The 22,237-nt window shown below is 50.1% G+C and carries 20 protein-coding genes and 4 pseudogenes; 8 read left to right on the top strand and 16 right to left on the bottom strand.

Features of this window, described 5'->3' with window-relative positions:
- Positions 1–708 carry a CoA transferase subunit A gene (locus tag FDX11_RS14570; RefSeq protein WP_042308380.1) on the bottom strand — a complete coding sequence of 236 codons (708 nt, stop codon included), beginning with the start codon at positions 706–708 and terminating at the stop codon, positions 1–3.
- 142 nt (positions 709–850) lie between these two features.
- On the opposite strand from FDX11_RS14570, the gene FDX11_RS14565 reads away from it, so the two are divergent.
- The gene (locus FDX11_RS14565) at positions 851–1,741 is read left to right on the top strand and encodes a LysR family transcriptional regulator (RefSeq protein ID WP_038640611.1); all 891 of its coding nucleotides are present in this window, start codon (positions 851–853) and stop codon (positions 1,739–1,741) included.
- 13 nt (positions 1,742–1,754) lie between these two features.
- Here the strand turns inward: FDX11_RS14565 and FDX11_RS14560 are convergent.
- The 7 genes and pseudogenes from FDX11_RS14560 to FDX11_RS14530 form a co-directional block, all read right to left on the bottom strand.
- Positions 1,755–2,639: pseudogene (locus FDX11_RS14560) on the bottom strand (ABC transporter ATP-binding protein); the annotation flags it as partial.
- A pseudogene (locus FDX11_RS14555) lies at positions 2,632–3,411 on the bottom strand (ABC transporter ATP-binding protein); the annotation flags it as partial. The pseudogenes FDX11_RS14560 and FDX11_RS14555, both read right to left, overlap by 8 nt.
- The gene (gene ddpC, locus FDX11_RS14550) at positions 3,408–4,304 is read right to left on the bottom strand and encodes a D,D-dipeptide ABC transporter permease (protein ID WP_042308386.1); all 897 of its coding nucleotides are present in this window, start codon (positions 4,302–4,304) and stop codon (positions 3,408–3,410) included. The gene ddpC and the pseudogene FDX11_RS14555, both read right to left, overlap by 4 nt.
- Positions 4,301–5,323: an ABC transporter permease gene (locus FDX11_RS14545; protein ID WP_042308389.1), complete on the bottom strand. Its 1,023-nt coding sequence runs from the start codon at positions 5,321–5,323 to the stop codon at positions 4,301–4,303. The genes ddpC and FDX11_RS14545 overlap by 4 nt, the downstream gene beginning before the upstream one ends.
- A 44-nt stretch (positions 5,324–5,367) precedes the next feature.
- Positions 5,368–6,930 carry an ABC transporter substrate-binding protein gene (locus tag FDX11_RS14540; RefSeq protein ID WP_137398123.1) on the bottom strand — a complete coding sequence of 521 codons (1,563 nt, stop codon included), beginning with the start codon at positions 6,928–6,930 and terminating at the stop codon, positions 5,368–5,370.
- A gap of 15 nt (positions 6,931–6,945) precedes the next feature.
- Complete coding sequence (gene ddpX / locus FDX11_RS14535) at positions 6,946–7,533, bottom strand: D-alanyl-D-alanine dipeptidase (RefSeq protein ID WP_137398122.1); 588 nt, start codon at positions 7,531–7,533, stop codon at positions 6,946–6,948.
- Positions 7,534–7,547: 14 nt separating this feature from the next.
- The gene (locus FDX11_RS14530) at positions 7,548–8,414 is read right to left on the bottom strand and encodes a MurR/RpiR family transcriptional regulator (protein ID WP_137398121.1); all 867 of its coding nucleotides are present in this window, start codon (positions 8,412–8,414) and stop codon (positions 7,548–7,550) included.
- 399 nt (positions 8,415–8,813) lie between these two features.
- On the opposite strand from FDX11_RS14530, the pseudogene FDX11_RS14525 reads away from it, so the two are divergent.
- Both FDX11_RS14525 and FDX11_RS14520 read left to right on the top strand, forming a co-directional pair.
- Positions 8,814–8,924 (top strand): annotated as a pseudogene (locus FDX11_RS14525) (acid-resistance protein); the annotation flags it as partial.
- Positions 8,914–10,260, top strand: a pseudogene (locus FDX11_RS14520) (methyl-accepting chemotaxis protein); the annotation flags it as partial. The pseudogenes FDX11_RS14525 and FDX11_RS14520, both read left to right, overlap by 11 nt.
- Positions 10,261–10,305: 45 nt before the next feature.
- Here the strand turns inward: FDX11_RS14520 and FDX11_RS14515 are convergent.
- The gene (locus FDX11_RS14515; RefSeq protein WP_137398120.1) at positions 10,306–11,445 is read right to left on the bottom strand and encodes an HlyD family secretion protein; all 1,140 of its coding nucleotides are present in this window, start codon (positions 11,443–11,445) and stop codon (positions 10,306–10,308) included.
- A 2-nt stretch (positions 11,446–11,447) separates the two neighbouring features.
- Positions 11,448–11,789, bottom strand: a complete 342-nt coding sequence (locus tag FDX11_RS14510) for a DUF3302 domain-containing protein (RefSeq protein ID WP_042308402.1) — start codon at positions 11,787–11,789, stop codon at positions 11,448–11,450.
- Between the two features lie 211 nt (positions 11,790–12,000).
- On the opposite strand from FDX11_RS14510, the gene FDX11_RS14505 reads away from it, so the two are divergent.
- The 3 genes from FDX11_RS14505 (at position 12,001) to FDX11_RS14495 (ending at position 14,379) form a co-directional block, all read left to right on the top strand.
- Positions 12,001–12,639: a helix-turn-helix domain-containing protein gene (locus tag FDX11_RS14505; RefSeq protein WP_052511176.1), complete on the top strand. Its 639-nt coding sequence runs from the start codon at positions 12,001–12,003 to the stop codon at positions 12,637–12,639.
- 161 nt (positions 12,640–12,800) lie between these two features.
- Positions 12,801–13,115: a helix-turn-helix domain-containing protein gene (locus FDX11_RS14500; RefSeq protein WP_042308404.1), complete on the top strand. Its 315-nt coding sequence runs from the start codon at positions 12,801–12,803 to the stop codon at positions 13,113–13,115.
- The gene (locus FDX11_RS14495; RefSeq protein WP_137398119.1) at positions 13,108–14,379 is read left to right on the top strand and encodes a type II toxin-antitoxin system HipA family toxin; all 1,272 of its coding nucleotides are present in this window, start codon (positions 13,108–13,110) and stop codon (positions 14,377–14,379) included. The genes FDX11_RS14500 and FDX11_RS14495 overlap by 8 nt, the downstream gene beginning before the upstream one ends.
- Positions 14,380–14,416: 37 nt before the next feature.
- Here FDX11_RS14495 and FDX11_RS14490 read toward each other — a convergent pair whose 3' ends face one another.
- From FDX11_RS14490 to FDX11_RS14475, 4 genes are all read right to left on the bottom strand, one after another.
- Complete coding sequence (locus FDX11_RS14490; RefSeq protein WP_042308408.1) at positions 14,417–15,784, bottom strand: glycoside hydrolase family 10 protein; 1,368 nt, start codon at positions 15,782–15,784, stop codon at positions 14,417–14,419.
- Between the two features lie 12 nt (positions 15,785–15,796).
- The gene (locus FDX11_RS14485; RefSeq protein WP_061381338.1) at positions 15,797–16,084 is read right to left on the bottom strand and encodes a VF530 family DNA-binding protein; all 288 of its coding nucleotides are present in this window, start codon (positions 16,082–16,084) and stop codon (positions 15,797–15,799) included.
- Positions 16,085–16,420: 336 nt separating this feature from the next.
- Positions 16,421–17,497 (bottom strand): hypothetical protein, encoded by a 1,077-nt coding sequence (locus FDX11_RS14480; RefSeq protein WP_137398118.1) that lies wholly within the window; start codon positions 17,495–17,497, stop codon positions 16,421–16,423.
- Positions 17,498–17,725: 228 nt separating this feature from the next.
- Positions 17,726–18,286, bottom strand: coding sequence for a GNAT family N-acetyltransferase (locus FDX11_RS14475; RefSeq protein WP_137370606.1), 561 nt, complete (start codon positions 18,284–18,286; stop codon positions 17,726–17,728).
- A gap of 109 nt (positions 18,287–18,395) precedes the next feature.
- On the opposite strand from FDX11_RS14475, the gene tam reads away from it, so the two are divergent.
- Positions 18,396–19,154 (top strand): trans-aconitate 2-methyltransferase, encoded by a 759-nt coding sequence (gene tam, locus FDX11_RS14470; RefSeq protein ID WP_061381340.1) that lies wholly within the window; start codon positions 18,396–18,398, stop codon positions 19,152–19,154.
- Positions 19,155–19,284: 130 nt separating this feature from the next.
- The gene (locus FDX11_RS14465) at positions 19,285–19,665 is read left to right on the top strand and encodes a GFA family protein (protein WP_061381341.1); all 381 of its coding nucleotides are present in this window, start codon (positions 19,285–19,287) and stop codon (positions 19,663–19,665) included.
- On the opposite strand, the gene FDX11_RS14460 is transcribed toward FDX11_RS14465, so the two are convergent.
- Together FDX11_RS14460 and FDX11_RS14455 are read right to left on the bottom strand one after the other, a co-directional pair.
- Entirely contained in the window at positions 19,658–20,572 is a 915-nt protein-coding gene (locus FDX11_RS14460; RefSeq protein WP_079224232.1) for a bestrophin family protein, read from the bottom strand. The genes FDX11_RS14465 and FDX11_RS14460 overlap by 8 nt on opposite strands.
- 210 nt (positions 20,573–20,782) lie before the next feature.
- Complete coding sequence (locus FDX11_RS14455; RefSeq protein ID WP_137398117.1) at positions 20,783–22,234, bottom strand: tagaturonate reductase; 1,452 nt, start codon at positions 22,232–22,234, stop codon at positions 20,783–20,785.
- Between the last annotated feature and the right edge of the window lie 3 nt (positions 22,235–22,237).

Genomic DNA, 22,237 nt, shown 5'->3' with positions numbered 1-22,237 from the left:
TCAGGCTCCTTTCTGGCGCAGGGTGCGTTGTTCAATACGTTTTTCAAATTGCCCCTGAATAATGCGGTTAACAAAAATTCCGGGGGTATGAATCGCAGAGGGATCCAACTCGCCAGGGGGGACGATCTCTTCGACTTCCACTACGGTAATGCGCCCGGCAGCGGCCATCAGCGGATTAAAATTCTGTGCGGTATGGCGATAGATAACATTGCCGTACCAGTCGGCTTTCCAGCCTTTGACCAGCGCAAAATCCCCGGTTATGGCCTGCTCTAAAATGTACGGACGTCCGGCAAACTCGCGCACCTCTTTTCCTTCGGCCACGGGGGTTCCGTATCCGGTCGCGGTGAAGAAAGCGGGGATCCCCGCGCCGCCAGCGCGCAACTGCTCCGCCAGCGTGCCTTGCGGCGTCAGGATGGCTTCCAGTTCGCCACTAAGCACCTGCTTTTCAAACAGCGCGTTTTCACCCACATAGGATGCGACCACTTTGCGCACCTGACGCGTTTCCAGCAGCACGCCGAGACCAAAACCGTCCACGCCGCAGTTGTTTGACACCACGGTAAGTCCCTGAACTTCGCGACGACGTACTTCGGCAATCAGATTTTCAGGGATCCCACACAAGCCAAAACCGCCCGCCAGCAGCGTCATGTTGTCGGTCAGTCCTTCCAGCGCCTCTTGATACGTGGCGACCCGTTTATCCAGTCCAGCCATATACTTGCCCCTCCTGTTGTCCTTGCCGACATCATTGGGGGAGAAAAATGATTTGTTAATTTTAAATTTGTGACTCACTCATTGGGTTTTTTTATCAATTTAATGTTAATTAAAGGTATTCAACAAGTTAAAGGAATGCGAAATGGGAATGAGCATCAAACAGTTACGCGCGTTTTTAGCGGTAGCTCACACTCTGAATTTCGCTCATGCCAGTGAAAGACTGAATATGTCGCAACCCGCATTAAGCCTGGCGATTAAAGGACTGGAGGATTCGTTAGGTGGAGCTTTACTGTTGAGAACTACCCGCAAAGTGACCCTGACGCAGGAAGGGGAAACGTTGCTGAATATGGGGCGACAGCTGCTTGCGGACTGGGAGAACACGGAAGAGGCAATGCGCCAGCGATTCACGCTGCAACGCGGTAAAATCTCTATTGCCGCCATGCCTTCATTTGCCGCTAACGTCCTGCCATCGGTACTAAAAACGTTTCGTGATTCCTATTCTGGTATCAACGTAACGGTTCACGATGTGATTAACGAACAGGTCATTGAGATGGTGAGTGAAGGGCGGGTAGAGATGGGTATTGCCTTCGAACCGGACTATTCCGGGCATCTGCATTTCACCCCACTTGGCGTGGATCGTTTTATCGCGATTGTCCCGCCAACCTGCCGACTGGCAGGGCGGGATCGTATTGCGTGGCGTGAACTGCTGACGCTGGATTTCATCACTCTGCAACGACCTTCCGCCGTGCGTCTGATGCTGGAAGAACAGCTGGTGCAAAGCGGGCATTCGCTGGAGGTGGCGCTGGAGAGCCATCAACTAGTGACCATTGGCCGGCTGGTGGCTAAGGGCCTGGGCGGCAGCGCGGTGCCTGCGCTGTGCCGTACGCAAATGACTGAATTAGGCGCAACCTGTATCGATCTGGACACGCCGGTGATCCAGCGTCGGATCGGCGTTCTGCGTTCGGCACATCATAAGTTATCTACTGCCTCAGAAGTGCTGGTGGATACCCTGAAAAAGGCGTATTGCGCCTGATTTTCCGCCGCGTTCAGCTCACGTTAACCGCCCGCCAGCAGCGAACCTCACATCCTGATTCGCTGGACCGCAAGATCTGTTTATTCTCACAGCCACGGATCGCCAACGGACATCTGTCACGAAAAAAACAGCCCTCGGGCAGCGTTCGGTTCCCCGGTAGTTCGGTTTTCCGTAACACTAAATCCTCCGCCAGCGGTGCTCCCGTTTTAGGGACGGAGTCCAGTAATAATCGCGTGTAGGGATGAGCAGGATGAGTAAGAACCTGCTGCGTTTCGCCCAGTTCAACAATTTGCCCAAGGTACATCACCGCCACGCGATCGCTCATATGGCGAACCACCGACACGTTATGCGATATCAGCACATAGGTCAGATTTCTGCGGGCCTGCAATGACACCAGCAGGTTAAGAATTTGCGCCTGCACGGAAATATCCAGCGCCGAAGTGGGTTCATCCAGTACGATCACGTCCGGCTCAGACGACAACGCCCGGGCAATGGCAATACGCTGACGCTGACCGCCGGAGAACGCATGCGGCAGACGGTCGAGATATTCAGGGCGGATCCCTACCTGTTGCGCCAAATCTTCGGCAAGAATGCGGCGTTCACGCTCGGAGCTTCGTTTCTGGATCCACACCGGTTCGGTGATAATTCGCCACACCGGCAAACGCGGATCAAGCGATGAAAGCGGGTCCTGAAAGACCATCTGCATGCCGCTGTGCTGCTTGTCATTGTGGCGAGAGTAGTTTCCCTGACTCGGTTGCAGCATACCCATCAACAGTTGCGCCAGCGTACTTTTTCCGCAGCCCGACTCACCGACAATCCCCAGCGTTTCTCCCTGACGAATCTGTAAATCCAGACCGTTGATCGCATGCACCCGTTCGGTAACCTTGCCGAGCCCATTTCAGCAAGCCGATGGAATAGGGGTGCGTCGGATGCTGAATAACGGTTGGTGTTGGGCCGCTCTCAATCACGCTTCCGGCATACATGACGTATAACCGGTCGCACAATTGTGAAACCACCGCCATATCATGGCTGATAAATAGCACCGCTGTCCCGCTGGCGCGCGCTTTTAGCTTCAGCAAACGCAACACCTGCAGTTGTACCGTGACGTCAAGTGCGGTGGTCGGTTCATCGGCAATGATCAGTTCCGGCTCGCAGGAAAAGGCCAGCGCAATCATCACCCGCTGGCGCATACCGCCGGAAAGCTCAAACGGGAAACGTTTCATCACTTCCGCCGCGTCCGGAATTTGCATCTCCTCCAGTAAAGCGATGGCTTTCTGGCGAGCATCCGCGCGGCTTAACGCCTGGTGATGGCGGATAACTTCCACCATCTGCTGGCCGATACGTCGCGTGGGATTAAGCGCGGTCATGGGCTCCTGGAAGATCATGGCGACGCGTGCGCCACGCCATTGGCGCATCTGCTTTTCGCTGGCGTTGAGCACATCTTCACCCAGCAGCGAAACGCGTCCCTGGTGAATATGATAACTGCCCTCCGGCAGCAGCCGCATGGTAAGCATCGCCGTCACGGACTTGCCGGAACCTGATTCACCGACCACGCCGACAATTTCTCCACGGTTGATATGCAGCGAAACATGATTCAGCGCATGCACGTCAGCTTTATAGCCGGGGAAACTCAGATGCAAATCCTCAATTTCCAGTACGGGTTGTGTCATGACTGTTTTCCTCCGGCTTTTGGATCCAGCAGGTCGCGAATACCATCGCCAAAAAGATTAAAGCCCACGGCGGTAATCAAAATTGCGGCACCGGGAAAGGCGCAATACCACCACTGATCAAGCACGTAGTTGCGGCCAATCGCCACCATCGCCCCCCATTCCGCGCTGGGTTGCTGTGCGCCCAGACCAATAAACCCGAGCGTGGCGGCCATCAGGATCGCACTGCCGATATCCAGCGATGCCTGCACAATCAGCGGTGGCAGAGAGTTACGTAAAATGTGCCAGCTAATCAGATGCCAGCGTGAAGCGCCGTAGGTCCGCGCAGCCTGCACATAGGTAAACTGACGCACCACTAACGTCTGGCCGCGGGCAAGGCGCACATAAAAAGGAATACGTACGACTGCAATTGCCAGCATGGCGTTGAACAGGCTGGGTCCCAGCGCGGCGGCCAGTGCCATCGTCAGCACCAGCGAAGGGATGGACAGCATGATGTCCATTATTCGCATAATGATGGCATCGGCGCGTCCGCCCATGACACCAGACAGACAACCCAGCAGCGAACCCAATCCACCGGCAATTCCCACCACCACCAGACCAGCGACGACCGACTGCTGGCTTCCGACCAGTACGCGGCTGAACAGATCGCGGCCCACTTCATCGGTACCAAACCAGTGAGCGGCAGATGGTGGCAGCAGGCGCGCACTTAAATTGATGGCATTAGGATCGTAAGGCGTAATCCACGGCGACAGCACCATCAGCAACAGTATCAGTACAATGATGACCCCGCCTACCAGCGTCAGCGGGCTGCTTTTCATCATCCAGAACAATTTCGCCCAGTCCGTGCGACGGCGTGATGTCTGCGGGGCGGTCGGCGTTTCTTGGGTGAGCATCATTCAGCACCCCCGCGTCCAATTCGTGGGTCAATCCACAGGTAGAGTAAATCCACTACCAGGTTGACCAGCACATAAGCGAAAGAGACCACTACGGCAAATCCCATCACCGCCGGGAAGTCGAGCGCCTGAATCGACGTTACTACCCAGGCGCCCATTCCCGGCCAGGCGAAGACCGTTTCGGTTAGTACCGCACCGTAGAGCAGATCACCCAATGCCAGGCCGAGAACCGTTATTGATGGGATAAGCGCATTCGGCAACGCGTAACACAACACGATATACCAGCCCGGCAGCCCGCTGGCGCGCGCGGTACGAATGTAATCTTCACTCAGTTGCTCCAGCATGGCGGAGCGAATCTGGCGGGCAACGATCCCTAAGTGCACAAAAGCCAGCGTCAGTGATGGTAGGATCAGGTGCTGGAGCGCATTGAAAAAGACTTCACCATTGCCTTCCAGCAGGGCATCAATCAGGTAGAACCCAGTGACATGAGCCGGTGGATCCAGCCAGTCGTCTAACCGTCCACCGCCGGGCAAAATTTGCAGATGACCGTAAAACAGCACGATAACCCCCAGCCCCAGCCAGAATGCAGGCGTGGAGATGCCGGTAATCGCCATCAGGCGAACGAGGTGATCAAGCCAACGGTTGCGCCAGACCGCAGATAAAATACCTAACGGAATACCGATCACCAGCGCCAGCAGCAAAGAGCAGAAAGCCAACTCCAGAGTAGCGGGAAAGAAGATACGCAGCTCATCCAGTACCGGACGACCGGTGCGAATGGAAATGCCTAAATCGCCCTGAAAGATATCGCTCACATAGCGAAAAAACTGGACATATAGCGGCTGGTTCAGCCCCAGTTGTTGGCGAATATTTTCGACTATCTCATCGCTGGCGCGATCGCCCGCCAGCAACCGCGCGGGGTCGCCTGGGATCAGGTGCGAAATAATAAAGGTGATCACGCAAACACCGATAACCACCAGAATAAGACCCCAGCATCGCTGGCGTAAAATGCTCCAGAACGTCATTAGCTTCCCCTTGCGGAGCCTGAGTGGCTCCGCATCAACGTGGCTTATTTACTCATGGTGGAGATATTGAAGACCTGTTCCAGCATGGGGTTAAATACAAATCCTTTGACGTCTTTGTTCATCGCCAGTTGATAGTTTTTCTGGAATAAATAGACGTAGGCCGCTTCATCAATCACGATGGTTTGCGCCTGCTGATAATCATTGGTTCTGGCGACCGGATCGGTGGTGGCTAATGCGCTACGCAGCAGCTTATCGACCTCACTATTTTCATAGAACGAACGGTTACCCGGCAGACCTTTTTTATCTGACTCAAACCAGTAGTTCATAAACATGTACGGGTCGGCAAAATCCGGACTCCAGTTGCCGATAGCAATGTCGTAATCCCCTTTACCCACACGGTCACGCATGGTGGCATTCGCCAGTTTTTCCAGCTTCACCTTAATACCCAGTTTGTTGAGACTGGCCTGGGTAGAGAGCGCAATCGGCTCCCAGTTAGGGTCATTATCTGAATACAAGAAGCTCAGGGACTCAGGTTTGCTCGCGACTTTGTCCCATGCTGCTTTCGCTTTGGCTTCATCAAAACTGTACTGCATAGCCTTGTCATCAAAACCCCACATACCTTCAGGGATCGGACCGCGCATCTGTTTACCATTGCCACTGAGGATCCCATTCACCATGCCCTTATAATCGGTGGCCCACGAGATGGCGCGGCGTAAATCCACCTGATTGAGCGGCGCTTTACTGTTGTTCAGATACAGATAGGTCACGCGCAGTGAGGGATAATCCGCTACGTTAACTTTGCCTTCCTGTTTTAAAGCGGCAAGTTGGTCGACAGGAAGCGCATCGGCAATATCGATATCGCCACGCGACAATTGCAGGCGACGGGAGGCGCTTTCACCAATGATTTTTACCGAAACCCGCTTAAACGCTGGTTTGGGCCCGGAATAATGCGGGTTTGGCACCAGCACCAGCTGCTGTCCTTTTTGCCAGCTTTTCAGCATGAAGGGACCGGAGCCTGCCGTGTTCTGCGCCAGGAATCCGCGGGCATCATCTGCCGCGTGCTCTTTTAAGATAGCCGGGTTGATAATTGAAGCCCCGTCATTTGCCAGCGTATACAGGAATGGCGCGAACGGCTGGCTGAGGGTAAATTTCACCGTGTTGTCATCAATGGCCTCAACTTTTAGATCTTTCGGGAATGCTTCAGCAGGTCCCTGGCCAATTTTGAGCAGGCGCTCAAAAGATTGTTTCACCGCATCTGCCGTCACCGGCGTACCGTCGGCGAATTTGGCATCGTTTTTCAGGGTAAACGTCCACTCTTTCTGATCGTCAGAGGCTTTCCAGCCGCTGGCTAAATCACCTTCAACTTCCGTGGAGCCTTTACCGCCTTCGGTTTTGTACTGAACCAAACGTTGATAAGAGGGATAGGTGACCGTCCAGTCGTTGTTATCGATGGTCACGGCCGGGTCGAGCGTCTGCGGATCGGCGGCTTTACCGATGACCAGCATATCTTTAGGCACGGCGGCCTGCGCGGCAGGCAGGGCAAATGCCAGCGCAACGGCGATCAGAGCGGGGCGAAAAAACGCATTTAACGCAGGTGTAGTCTTCATAACCAGGCTCCAGAATTAAAAGGGATGTTGTGTTGTTATGGGGGGAACAGGGAAACAGGCTATCTGGTCGTCAAGCAGCGGATAACACGCGGCATCAGGTAATTCAAAATGCCACCACTCGCTGTGAATGCCGACAAAACCGCCACCGAACATAATGGCGTTGAGTAGTAACCGGTTACGCTGCGCGGCCGGGGGAACAGAAGGGTGCCAGGCATGGGAACGGTCGTGCATTTCATCAAAACCCGCGCCCATATCGAGAACATTGCCACGCTCGTCCATCAGCGTAACGTCGATAGCGGTTCCGCGGCTGTGATTAGATCCAATCGCCACATCGACGACATACTGGGGATCCGGACACGCATTCCACAGCACCGCCTGCGCCAGCTGCGGGCGATACGCGTCGTATACCACCAGTGACAGACCCGCCAGTTGCGCAATACTGATGCTTTTCGCCAGCGCGGTTACCGCCTCGCTGTGCAACAGGCACCGCGCTTCCTGATAGATAGGCGCGCCGGTAATGTTGTCGGCAGTGGCGTATTTAAGATCGATATGCAGCGACGGAAATATCACCGATAGATCAACCAGTTCTGGGGTTTCTGACATAGCACGTTTCCTGTTTATTGTTCGAATTGACCAAATTGTTGTTGTAACTGACGATTGGTTTGCAGGCGTCCTGCGAGGGAATCACCAAGTTGCTCCACCACCGCAGAAAGTAATAAGTTGAACAGACAGCTCACGGGAGCCAGAGAATCCCAGAAATGTCCGGTGTCAGTTTTTACCTGGAGTAAATCAAGGGCATAATCTCTGGCCCACGGACACCACACATCGGTGATCAGCGCCAGTGGAATATGGCGTTCTGTCGCGACGCGGCAATATTGTCGGGAAACGGCGGAGTAGGCGCGCATGTCGGTGATCACCACGTATGGCTGGTTAAATCCCGAATTCAGCGACTCGACCCAACTGCCGGAAAGCCCCTCTGAGTAACTGACTTTAGGCCGCAGATATTCCAGGTGACTAAAAAAGGCGTTAGCAATCCCACGAGTAGACTGGATCCCGAGGATGTAAACCGCTTCCGCATGCGCCAGCTGCTGCGCAATGCGTAAAAATGTTTCGCTTTGCGCGAGTTGATAGACGTGGGTAATGGCGTCGATTTCCAGTAACAGCGACTGCTGTGCGCGATCCGGCAGGCTTTGTTGCTGGTGCCAGGAATCCAGCCGCTCGTTCATTCCCCAGGGTTGATAGGGGACAACCGGCAGCTCACGCAGGCTGGCTTTTGCATCCTCCAGATTGCGAAAGCCCAGCTTACGCAGATAGCGTCCTACGGTAATGCCACTGGTTCCTGCCGCTTTAGCGATGCCATCCGCAGTTTCAAAAGGGATCTGTACACCATGGGCTAACAGCCACCCGGCTACGCGCTTTTCGCTCGGCGTAAGCTGGCTGAAGGTCTGTTCTATGCGGGTAAATAATTCAGGTTTCGCTGTCATTACCTTCTCGCTGTTAGTTGTCTGTCAGATTACGGCTCACTGTTAGTGAATTAACAATGCAGGACGCGTGCCAAGTCACAGACAGCGGCACGCAGGCTGTTTTTGTTAAAACACAAACCATATTCATTAACTAATGATCAACATTTGTGCAGCGTAGTTCAGTTTTGGTGCAGCGACAGAAGAGCGGGGTATGAATCTGCTGATTTCGTCGGAACGATCACATTGTCGGCAACATTTCCTCTCAAACATCAGAATCAGTAATGGGAAATATAACTTTCAGCCATATCAATAATGGCAATCTTTATTCTTATGACGGTAGGGGTATTATTTTTTGCGAACTACATTAACGGTTTGAAGCGCAAGTGTAGATATTATTTATATTATAAATGGAGTACTACAATGAATAAATTCTCCCTTTCTACAGCAGGTATTCTGGTCGCAGCGCTGTTAACCAGCGTTAGCGTCAATGCAGCCACTGATAGCGCGAAAACTGAAGTGTATTCGTCTGGATAACGTTGCCACCTTTATGCAACAGCAGGGAAACAGCACCGGCGGTTACGCGTTCGTGGTGGATAAACAGGGACAACTTCTCTATTTCCCGCAGGCCGACCTGACAAAACACAAAACCATTAACGAGCTAGCGCAAAGCGCGCAATGGCTTATCCCGGTGGAAAACGGTCTTAAATCTTTACGTCCGGCAGATGGAGTGAAAACGATTACGCTTGCCAATGACAACGTGTTGAATACGCCGTCCCGGGTAATGCTATTCCCGATGGCGGATACCGGCTGGGTCGTGGGGCTGGTGACGCCTGAATCACGCATCGTCGGTCTCGCCAAAGTGATGATGCAGGACGTGCTGGAAGTGTTGATCCCAATTATGACGCTATTGCTGGTGGGATCCTGGCTGGTGGTTCGCCGACTGATTTCGCGTCTCGATGATACCCGCCAGGCGCTCGATGATATTGCGCAGGGCGAAGGCGATCTTACCCGTCGTCTGGATGTGCGCGGCAAAGATGAGATTTCGGCTATCGCCGAGGCGTTTAATCTGTTCGTCGATAAAATCTCAGCCATTCTGATCACCGTCAGAAGCAGCAGCGTTGTAGTGGCGAATAACGCCGTCAGCCTGGCAGACAGCAATATGGAACTCTCATCTCGCGTCACGCAGCAGGCCGCTGCGCTGGAAGAGAGTTCGGCGGCGATGGAACAGTTAAATGCGACCGTTCACCAAAATGCCAGTAATACGCAACTGGCAGATGAGCTATCCGATAGCACCGCGCAAACGGCCAACCGCTGTGGTGATGTCATGCAGGGCGTGATCTCAACAATGGATAACGTCAGCGCGTCATCCGGGAGAATGGTAGAAATTGTCGCGGTGATTGACAGCATTGCGTTCCAGACCAATATTCTGGCCCTGAACGCCGCCGTTGAAGCCGCCAGAGCGGGCGATGCCGGTAGAGGGTTCGCCGTTGTCGCCTCTGAAGTACGGACGCTGGCCCAGCGTAGCGCCACCGCCGCGCAGGAAATTAAAGCATTGATTGATGAATCCGTATCTCACGTTGGGAGCGGAAGTCAGCAAATTCACAATGCAGGCGAACGGCTGGGAGAACTGGTCAATAACGTACGGCAGGTGCGTCAGTTGATGGGGGAAATACGCGTTGCAGGCGAAGAACAGCGTAAAGGCGTTTCCGAAGTCACGCTGGCCGTTACCGAAATGGACAGCACCGTTCAGCAGAATGCCTCGTTAATTGATGATGCCGCCGCACGTACCCAGGCCCTGAAAGAAGAGGCGGAGCAACTGGCGCTGCTGGTCTCGTCGTTTAGATTACCAGAACCCGCTACTGTCTGAGCGTCGAGTGAAGTCCGGGTGCAGCTATCGCACCCGGACAGTCGATTAATGATCAAGGTACAGGTAGTGCATCCAACTGGTCATGCGCAAGAGTATTTTCCGTAGCAATGATAATGCTTCAAAATGCTGAGCTGAATAGACGGCAACCTGAGCGGCAACACCGTCTGGGAGTTGCTGTTCAGCCTGATTATTATCAACTTCGATACTGACCAGCACTTTGTTACTGCCCGGTGTGACGTTTAAGGATTGCAATGTTCCCTGGGCATAATAAGCCCCGGTAGGGATCACGGGGGCAACACTGACGACTTTTCCCTGTACTACCTGTCCCGGCAAGCCATTGAAGACAATCTCAGCGTCATCCCCCACATTAAGACGTAAGATCGAATTTTGACGAAACGCCGCAACAATTTGGTTTTTGTGCGCAGGAATAAACACCATAACAGGCTTAAAAGGCAGTCTCGACGCATAGGTTCCCGGACGAACCAGTAATTGGCTGACATAACCGTCGCTGGGGGCGCGAACAATGGTTTGCTCATAATTAAATCGAGCCTCATCAATTTGAGCTTGCAGACTGGCGATCTGCGAGTTTTGTCCATGAATAGTGCTGTCGAGTTCTTTCTGGATACTGTTCAGTTCAGCATTGGCGGCGTTCATCGCCGCATCCTGAGCCAGATAATCCTGGCGCGCTGTATCAATATCATTGACAGTAAATGGGTTCACTTTTGCCTGACTGCCTTTCTGGTAGCGCTGATAGTTTTTGTAATATTTATCACGTTCAGCCCTGGCCTGTTCTAGCTGCAGTCGCGCGCTATTGCGTTTCTCCTCAAGGGCCAGAACGTCATGTTTTGCCGTAACAATGTCCGCTTCAAGCTTTTCCAGTTTAGCTTTATAACGGGCAGGATCGATTTTAAACAGTACATCTCCTTTTTTTATTGGTGTGTTAATTTTATCCGTTACTTCTGAAACCACCCCGGTAACTTGCGGAACAACGGGAATGCCCACAACCAATTTTTGTGCATCTTCTGTATAGGGATGATTATAATTCATGGTAAGGATCAGTGCCCCAAGCATGACCACGCCCCCCAATACCGCTGAAGGTAATGTCCACTTATTCAACGGAACCTTAAATACTTTAAAAATGACGTAAACGATAGCGGCGTAGGTTAATGTTAATAATATTTCCACGATTAATTTACCTTTGGATCCTGCGGGCTGTATGCGCTATTAGTTTGTTCATGTGTTTTTTCCAGTATCGCAATCCGCGCGCTTAGCTCAGCGATATTATGTCCTGAGGTATTTCCATGCCAGCCATGCTTATCACTGTATAATGTTGCCCAAATCCAGAGAAATGGCCAAATCGCATGTAATGTAAATAAGCTGACCCAACCCGCGACATGTATGGCATCGAGGTGAGGGTGGTTGCGTTTCTTAGCGATCTCGTACGGGATGTCGTGCAAGATTAATACGCCATAAAAAATAATTAAGAACACCAGGATGAGTATTGCTAATGATAAATAATTGAGCAACATAGGAACTCCAATAAGAACCATTTTTATTGGCCGACATTATCGCTGCATTTTTATTAGCAAGTAGTTTTAATGTATTGCAAGTATAAAATCAGACTTTCTTGTAAGGCTAATGTTAATAATCAAATCCAAAAATGGACTTTTCAGGTTTGATTTTTTCTCTATTACCGATAATCATTAATAAGATTATTTAGTGAATTATACTGAGCTTTCTATGACCAGCAATACTGAACAAACCGGTAGCAGCGAAGAACTCCTTGCGACTAATATAACCAAACTTTTCAACGCATTACTGCCACTTTCTGAAGCCCAATCGCTATATCGTAGCGGTTCTTTTATTATGGACTCTCAGGGTGAGAATGGGATCTGGTTGTTGACCGAAGGTAGAATAGTCATTCGCCGGCGCACTGATGGGCTAATCCTGGCCAGTCAGCAGGCACCGATGATGCTGGGAATGGCCGAGTTCTTTCTTCCTACAGGGCATAACTTTTATGATATTGAAGCGGTCAGCCCATGTACTACTCATGTAGTAAAGAAAACGGATTTCATGACTATCGTTAACCGTGATCGACTCTGGGAATCTGTGGCAATAGTTGAAGCCTATATTATTCAGGTAATGAGCCAGCGCGATCGCCTAATCACCAGTCGAACCGCAACTGATATGGTTTGGGGACATCTTGAACTTTTACAACAAGAGCCTGATGACATCAAAAAAAGAATCCCGGCGGTACAATATATCAGGGAGCGAACCGGACTTTCTCGCAGCACCATTATGGATACGCTTGCCCGGTTAAAACGACAGGGCGCGATCCAGCTGCACCGTGGTCATTTAGTCTGCATAGCGGCAGATTAATCACCGCACCCGACCATGATTTAAATACATTATAATGGGTTTTATCACGGACTTGTGGCGTTAAATCCATTAAAACATATGTTATCCGCTTTGTATTAATCTCGACTTAACTCTATAATATTGTGTGTAAACTGGCATTTATCCAAATAAGGGCCAATATTATGGATTTAACACTCAATACGGCTGCTGATATCGTCAAACTACTCTGTGACAGATTGCGTAAAGAACGACTCGCGCGGCAAATGACGCAGGCTGAGGTTGCCGCGCGTTCAGGTGTCGGTGTGAATACCGTTTCGAATCTGGAAACAGGTAAGAACGTAGGATTTGAGAATCTGGTCAAAGTCGCAATGGTGTTAGGTTATGGCGATGCGCTGGAGGGTTTATTCAAACCCAGGATTGACAGTCTGGATGATATTTTGCGTTACGAGAAGAGCGCGGTACGTCAGCGGGTGAAAAGGAAAAATTCTGATGCCTGAACAAGTTGATGTCTTTTATGAAGGTTGGGGTGAGAAATGGTTGTGGGGAAAACTGGTGTCTTCCACAGCCCTGACCGGACGCCCGTTGATCGCCTTTGAATACAGTGAAGACGCCATACGTAAAGGGTTGGAACTGTCCCGGCTGATGTTACCGCTGAACGGCCCACGTTTACGCAGGGATTTCCCGGCTCATCAATTGGGATTACCTGGACCAGTCTATGATTCGCTACCTGATGGCTGGGGTATGCTGTTGATGGACCGATTATTTAAACGTCGCGGACTAAACGCAGCGCGCATAGGTCCTTTGGAGCGCTTAACCTGGGTCGGCAACAACGCGATGGGCGCCATGACTTTCCAGCCCGTTCAGTCAGATGTCGAGAAGATTTCAAAAGAGGATGTGCCTCTCGAACAACTGGCCGCTGAGGTGCAGGAAGTCCTGAGTGGAGACGGCGGGGAATTCTTGCAAAAATTGCTTCAGATGGGCGGTTCGCCACAAGGGGCAAGGCCAAAAGCGCTACTTTATCGTGACAGTGTCACGTCAAAATTTACCACTGCGCCGCTACCCGGGAGCGAAAGCTGGCTGATTAAATTTCCCGCCAGGCATGAGCATGCTGAAGTATGTGCCATCGAAGCGGTTTATGCTGAATGCTTGCGTCAATGTGGGATTACCACGCCCGATACGGCATATTTTGAGCTGCCCGGCGGGCAGGCGGCATTTGCCACCCGGCGTTTCGACCGTGACCAGTCGATACGTATTCCAATGCAGAGTCTGGCGGCACTTACTGGAGCAAATTACCAGTTACCCGGTGCTTTAGATTACCGGGATTTTCTGCGCGCCACGCAGATCTGTACCAATGATGTCAGAGAAAAGGCAAAAGCGTTCGAACGCGTGGTTTTCAACGTGGCATTCAACAATCGTGACGATCATCCGAAGAACTTTGCTTATTTAATGTCAGCCGATGGAAACTGGACTCTGGCTCCGGCTTACGACGTCACCTGGTGTGAAGGACCCGGCGGGTACCACCAAATGGACGTGTTGGGGGAGGCGCTGGATATCGAAAGAAAGCACCTTCAGTTGCTTGGCGTTCAGGAAGCTGAGCTCTCTGCTGACCAGGTGAACGCCATAATCGAAAAGGTCTGCCACTCTGCGTCAGTGCTGAGCGCTATCGCCAGTGACAAATACCCCGATCAGATAACGCAAACCACGCTGGATACGATCCAGAAACAAATTAATGATAATGTCCGCCGGTTACTGTCCCGGTGATGCAGGTTCAGTCGCTACACTGACCTAAAGATAACCATTAACGCCCCCAACGGCTGCGAATATAGGTTACGGCCTCCTGCGTTTGCGGCTGATTAAGATAATCTTCGCGAAACAGGATGGTGCCGTTGATGTGTGGTTCGGACTCGTTCAGATCGAGCTGCTTTTTCAGTTCTGGCACGCCGCCTTTAACTGTCCAGTCCGGCTCTTTTCGAGACGGTTCGCCGACCTTATACAGCGCCACCCCAATATAGAGGCGGGTATTGGTTGATTTCACAACATCTGCCCACCATTTCGCCAGCACATCGTATCGTGCCGCATCACGGGCAAAAGGCCAGTACAACTGTGGGGCGATGTAGTCCAGCAAGCCCAATTGCACCCAGCGACGAGTATCGGCATAGGATTCATCATACGCTGCTGCGCCACGGGTGTCGGAGCCCGCAGGATCGTGAGAGCGATTGCGCCACACACCCGCGGGGCTGACGCCAAACTCCACCTCAGGCTTAAGTTTCTTGATGGTCCGCGAAACCTGGGCGATCAGTCGTTGCGTGTTATCGCGCCGCCAGTCAGCTTTGGAATCAAATCCCTGACCATATTTTCTGAAGGTCTGGCTGTCGTTAAGCGCTGAACCGGGAGACTCGGTATAGAAGTAGTCATCAAACTGCACGCCGTCGACCGGATAATGTTCCACCACTTCCGCCACGATGCTGGTGATCCAGTCGCGCACTTCGGGAATACCAGGATCTAACACGAAACGCTCGCCCGAGGTGCGGATCCAGTCCCGATGCAGGACATAAACACTGGAAGGCGTCTGCGACAGCGTGCTGTTTAATTCGGTGATCGTTGACGGTTTGATATTAACGGACACGCGGTAGGGGTTAAACCAGGCATGGACTTTCATGCCGCGTTTATGCGCTTCATCGAGCATAAACTGTAGCGGATCGTAACCCGGATCCTGACCAATCGTGCCGGTTAGCGTATCTGACCAAGGCAAGATTTTAGATTGCCACAATGCGGTACCATCGGGTTTGACCTGGAAAAAAACGGTGTTGATGCCAAGACGTTTCAGGTTATCCAGCTTATCCGTCAACGCTTTCTGCTGCAGGCTGATACGGATGGCAGGGGAACTGACATTCACTGATGAGATCGGCGGCCAGTCCAGACGGGAAACCGTCGCCAACCAGATTCCGCGCACCGGCTCCTTAATCTGTTGCGGTTTATTCACCGGAGGTAGTGGGGTGACTTTGGGAGCGGGCGGCTGTGAAGAGCAACTGCCCAGTAACAACATACTGCCCACAAGTACCGCGAACCATTTCAGGTTAGTTCGCGGTAATCTGGCATGGCAACGGACGAAGATATTCGCCAGTTTTTTCTGATATTTTCCTGAAAAGAAACCGGATGCTGGCATCAGACTTTGCTCTTATTTTTTCTTGTTGCGGCTGTTAGCCCAGGGATCAATAGCAGGTGCGGTGTTGTTGAACGGGGTCACGTCATGCAGCGAATCAAGATAGAGCGCTTCAACTTCAGCACGCGCCCACGGCGTACGGCGCAAAAACTTTAAACTGGATTTAACGCTTGGTTCATTTTTAAAGCTGTTGATGTTAATGCGTTGAGCAAGCTCAGCCCAACCAAAACGATCAACCAGTGCATTGACCTGCATTTCTAGCGTTACGCCATGTAAAGGGTCTTTTGAAGTATGAGCATTCATATGAAGTCCAGTTCGGTATTTCCAGATTTTGTCAGTTATGCAACGAGACAGATTACAAGAAAGCGGAACGACCAGCAATGGCCCAAATCGGCACTGATCTTCCAAGGAACGTTCGCTGAAACTGTAAAAAGAAGAGGGCGGACAAACCTGACACTTCAGGCTAATCGCGATAGAAGAACTCTTCAGAAGCGATTGTTAGTAGTGGTGTCAACCAATGTCCAAATGCCAGCAAACGAAAGACTAATGGGGACTTAATTCTATGACTTTATGCGAATCACTTAATTTAACATAATATACATTATGCGCACTAACGTTGTAGGGGCTCAATGCTAATGTCTATTTGTGGCTCATTAGGAATGTCCAGGCTATAGTTTTCAGACCTGTATGTAGAGCAAAATTTTCATGATAGACAGCATTTTCTGACAAATATCGTAAATTATAGTATTCTACCCACGCATCAAATAAAACCCCATCTTTTCTATAGCCCTTTGTTTCATAAAACCCTATAACATAAAAATCTCCAGTATCTTCATGGGAGATAATATTTTGATAAAAATGAGGTATAGTTAATAATTTTAAGTGTATCGCTCCTTTATCAGATACAAATGAATGATTAATAATCATTTGCACTATTTTTGATGGAGCATAGTACTCAAGTAATGAAACAGTAAGATTATTATTGGCAAATTTCAGCCCAGCTAATGCACTACTCCCTGCGGCATTAAACCCACCGCCAAGCATTTGATAGTATGTTCCATCACTAACTTCAACTATTGTGTTGAAATTACTATCTCTATATTTTTTTCTATCAATACTATTTGGTTCTGGGGATATAGAAATGACCGAATTGATTCTATTTTTATCTAAAGCATGAGGCCACTCAGCATGTATTATTTCAATGAGATCAGTATTAATCCATAAGTCATTTCCATGGTCAAAAACACCTAAGCAATAAATATCATCATCTCTGACTAATGCGACAAGCAGAGCGCCAGTTCTATCAATAAAATCATTTTTCGACGTGGTCTTTTGTTTCTTTTTTAATTCTATTTTTTCACCTAAATGAAAATGATGAAGGCCAAAATCTAATAACATTCCATCATTTTTATTTGTATTAAAAATTAATTTACTAAGATGTGAGTTTATATCCTCTCCATTTTCCATTTTTTGGATTAGCTTACGAAAACCTCTCTCATTACTTATTGGGAAACTTATTTTTGTGGATATATGAACATGTCTTTTTTTGGGTTTTATCAGTCTTTCGTGTATATTTATCAGGTTGAAATAAGGACATTCATCTTTTTTGCTCACAATTCCGAACTTGATTTTTAACGTTTTTTTGCTGATTTGATTTCTATCATTCCAAGGGGCAAACTTGACGTTAAAAATAGCAAAGGGAAAGTTATCACTCATAAGTGCTCCTGCGATAATTTAAAGAAAAAGGCTAAGCATGATATCACACTCATAGTTATAAAGTAATTTTGACCAATAATTAGATGGTCATTTCTAATGAGCCAGCGCCTAGACATTTCTACTGAGCTTTGACAAACGTCAGGTAGCGAGAATTGTAGCCAGATTGGTGCAGTAGTTTAGTTAGTTCGCATAACATATGATGAATTTGGGATATTACTTTACCAAGAGTCATCTGAGACATCGCTTACTTTCCGAAAAACGGTAATCAAATTGCCCCCTCCGATACAGGATGTGTTGTGCTAACCGGTGATCAGAGGGCAACGCGGGATGCACGAACTCTTCAGTTTTATTCATGCCCAACCGTATCATCAGACGCTCTGACGGTTTATTCAGCACCGACGTAAATGAAACCACCTCACTTAACGCCAGCTCCTCGAAAGCAAACGTCAGGCACGCCTCGGCGGCCTCCAATGCAAACCCTTGATGCCAGTAGGATTTAGCAAGACGCCAGCCTATTTCGGTACAGGGTGAAAAGTGAAATTTATCAGGTTGTGGATGTAAACCTACACACCCCACAAACTGGTGTGTTTCTTTAAGTTCAACGGCCCAGAATCCCCAGCCGCGCTCTGTAATGCCTTCCTGGAATCTGGCAGCCAGGTTGTCGCTTTCCGTTCGTTGCAGCGGAGCCGGAAAAAAACGCATCACGTCCGGATCGGCATTTAGCGCGGCAAACGGGGCTTTGTCTTTGGCTTCCCACGGGCGTAAAATCAGTCTTGATGTTTCCAGCATATTTCTGCCCTTCTCCTGTATTTTCATATAATCTTCTAAAAGAAATGGCTCATCGGCAAGGACTTATGTAACCCTTTCCGCCTTTTTCTCTCATACTGGAGATTCATTCATGGCCGACTGGAATCCTTCGCTTTATCTGCAATATGAAACTGAACGTTCAAGACCCGCTGCGGATTTACTCAGCAGAGTGGCGTTAGAGAATGTCCATTCAGTCGTCGATCTTGGCTGTGGTCCGGGAAATAGTACGGCATTACTGCATCAGCGCTGGCCCTCGGCTGTAATAACCGGGATTGATACCTCGCCCGCCATGCTTAATGAGGCGCGCAAGGCATTACCAACATGCCGCTTTATTGAAGCGGATATCTGTAAATTCCAGACAGAGCAGCCTCTCGAACTGCTATATGCAAATGCTTCGTTGCAGTGGGTTCCCGATCACTATGATTTGTTCCCGCATCTGGTATCGCTACTGGCTCACAATGGCGTGCTGGCTGTACAAATGCCGGATAACTGGCTGGAGCCAACGCATGTTTTGATGCGTGAAGTGGCTTATGAACAAGGTTACCCTGACCGGGGCCGCTCGCCGCTTCCTGGTGTACACGCCTATTATGACATTTTGGCTGAAGCGGGCTGTGAGGTGGATATCTGGCGCACAACGTATTATCACGTTATGGATTCACATCAGTCGATTATCGACTGGGTAAGTTCAACGGGCCTGCGGCCTTGGTTACAGGACTTGAGCGAAAATGAGCAACATCTTTACCTGGCACGTTATCATGAACTGCTTCAGGAACAATATCCTCTGCAGGAAAACGGTAAAATTTTGCTGGCCTTTCCGCGGTTATTTATCGTAGCCAGACGCAATGATTAAGCGTTTATTATAAGTGCATCACAGGAGATAACTATCTGCCATGCGCGCCCTCGCCTTTTTATCATGAGGATCTAGTGGCAAAGCCCGTCATCTGCTAGTGTCTGGCAACGTGTTTCTGACGGGAGTTGTCATGTCTAAAGTCTACATTGGTGGCTGTCTGTGTGGTTCGATTCGTTTCGTGGCCAGCAGTCCAAATAATTCCCATACCTGCTCCTGCGATATATGTCGGAAACATACGGGTGCACCGACCGTCGTCTGGATTGAGTTTAATGCAGAAAATGTAACGTGGACGGGTCAAGGCGGAAAACCGACAACCTGGCGCTCTTCTGAGGCGTCAAGTCGGGCATTTTGTCCACAGTGCGGCAGTTCTGTAGGCGCCATTGATGACGCCCCGGTTATTGCACTGTTAGCAGGCGCTTTTGACGATCCTGACGATGAAGACCTGGCGCCGGAATTTCATTCTTTTTCAGATATGCAACCTACATGGTGGCAAAAGAATGTAACTAAGTGAGTTGGTAATGCTTATCTGGAATGTGTTTTGCTGGCACGTTTGTTTCATCGTTCATCTGCAGCAAGTCGATTTCAATCGCATTGCAAATCGCATCCAGCGGCAGATCATTGTTTTCTGTGCCAAACGGGTCTTCCAGCTCTTCTGCCAGCGTATCGAGCGAAATAAAAGTATAGGAAATCAGCACTGAGATAAACGGCGTCATATAGTGCAGATCTACCACCAACGCGAAAGGTAACATAATACAAAACAGGTATACCGTTCGATGAAGTATCAGAGTGTAAGCAAATGGCACTGGGGTATTCGCGATCCGCTCGCACCCTGCAAGTACCGCCGACATATCATTTAACCTATTGTTTAAACTATGGAATAATATATCTGACAGCTGACCATTGCGCCGACGTACAGCCAACCATTCCCCCATCAGCAACAGAATGCGGTTTGCAGGCGACTGTGAGGCGAACACGGTCTGTAAATCTGCCTCACTCAGATATTTCGCTAACGGCTCAGCCTGGGGCTGACGGCGTAACGTCATGCGTAAACAGTGGGCAAAGGCGATTTGCAGACGAACAAATTGACCCAGTTCGACGTCATCCGGCAAGGTGGTTTTTACTTCACGTAGCAGCGATCGGGAAGCAATCATCAACTGCCCCCACAAGTGTCGAGCCTCAACATAACGTGAATAACAGGCGTTATTGCGAAAACCTAAAAAAATTGCAATCGCCACGCCGAGAATGCTGAATGGCGCCAGGGTAAATTTGATGCCCAGCATCGTATACCATGGCAGCATGATAATAACGGCGATGGAGAGCAGGAAGTTCAGCAGCAGACGTGAAAAAATTTTAGATAGTACCGACCCATGCCAGACGAATATCAGGCGTAGCCAGTGTTGTTGGGGGCGAACGATCATGGTTATCTTCGAAAAAATGTGAAACTCGTCACATTAAACGCGAACGTGATCAATGTTGCAAGCTCATCGTAACACTATTTAAACATCTTTCCCTCCTGCTGAACGGACGATGCGTTGAAGCGACAGACTGTCACCCTAAAAGTAGAAATCCATAGTATGTTGTAACTAAGCCATGCCTGTAAAAAACCCGGCCTGAGCCGGGTCAGCGTATTAGCACAGAGGTTTAACAGCTTCTCGCATGCCGTTTAGCAGAATGCTATCCAGATCGGCAGTCACCTGTTCCACCAATCCAGAAACTTCCGTCAGATCCTGTTCCCAGTGTTCTGTAACGGCCAGCACAGTTTTAACCAAATCTTCAGTGCTTATCTGGCAGTCATGATGCTGGGACCAAAGCTGTTGAAAACGCGTCATCCAGTGCGCATCATCCTGAACCGGGTAAGACTCTCCGTTACGCTCTCCACGGTAGAACGCAATCAACGCGGCAAGCGCAAATGTCAGACGCGCAGGCAGTTTACCGCTGGCCTGTTGCCCCGCCAGTAGTTGCGGCAATATGCGAGTGCGGAATTTAGTCATGCCGTTCAGGGCAATCGACAACAGCTGATGTTTGATATACGGGTTGCAGAATCGACCTGTCACCGCGCTGGCAAAAGACGCCAGCTCATCGCGTGGTAAATCCAGCACTGGAATAATTTCTTCATAGATCGCTTTTTCCACGAAGGCGCGAATCTCCGCGTCATTCATGGCCTCCCCCACGGTATCCAATCCAGCCTGCCAGGCAACGGGAACCAATGCGGTATGTGCGCCGTTGAGAATAGCCACTTTCCGTTCTTTATACGGTTTGATGTCATCAACAATCAGAACATTCAGCGGATATTTATCCAGACGCAGCTCAGCGGCTAATGATTTCGGACCCTGAATAACAAACAGATAGAAGTGTTCAGCGGTGTCCAGAAACGCATCGTGATAACCCAATTCCGCTTCAAGCTTCGCGACTTCGTCACGTGGATAGCCGGTAACAATACGATCCACCAGCGTGGAGCAAAAGGTATTGGCCTGATCCAGCCATTGGATAAATGCTTCCGGTAACGCCCACTCCTGAGCATAGCGCAGGACCAGTTCACGCAGCGCATCACCGTTATAATCAATCAGTTCGCAAGGAATGATTATCCAGCCTTTATCCGATGCGCCATTAAAATGGCTGAAGCGCTCAAACAGCAGTCGGGTAAGTTTGGCCGGATAACTCACCGCAGGCGTATCCTCAAACCTATCACCAGCGTGGTAGCTGATGCCAGCTTCGGTGGTATTAGAGAAAACAAAACGCATATCAGGGTTATGCGCCAGCTTCAGGAACTCATCGTACTCACTATAGACGCTGATCTCGCGATTAACCGAACGAATTAAACGGGCATCGCTCACGGCTTCGCCCTTCTCATTCAAACCACGAATGATGGTGGTATAGAGGCCGTCCTGTGTACTCAGTGATGGAGGAAAAGTACTTTCGATAGGTCGGACAATGACCACACCAGAGTTAAGATCGGTATGCTCATTCAGCAGATCGACTTGCCAGTCAACGAAGGCGCGCAGGAAGTTTCCTTCACCAAACTGAATAATGCGTTCAGGATACTGAGCACCGGGGAAATCGCGACGATTTAAAGTTTGCACAAT

Origin of the sequence: Citrobacter sp. wls714 (assembly GCF_005281025.1) — a bacterium.
Taxonomy (GTDB): domain Bacteria; phylum Pseudomonadota; class Gammaproteobacteria; order Enterobacterales; family Enterobacteriaceae; genus Citrobacter; species Citrobacter werkmanii.
The sequence above is the reverse complement of the archived record's forward strand: the minus strand, read 5'-3'. Positions and strand labels throughout refer to the sequence as shown.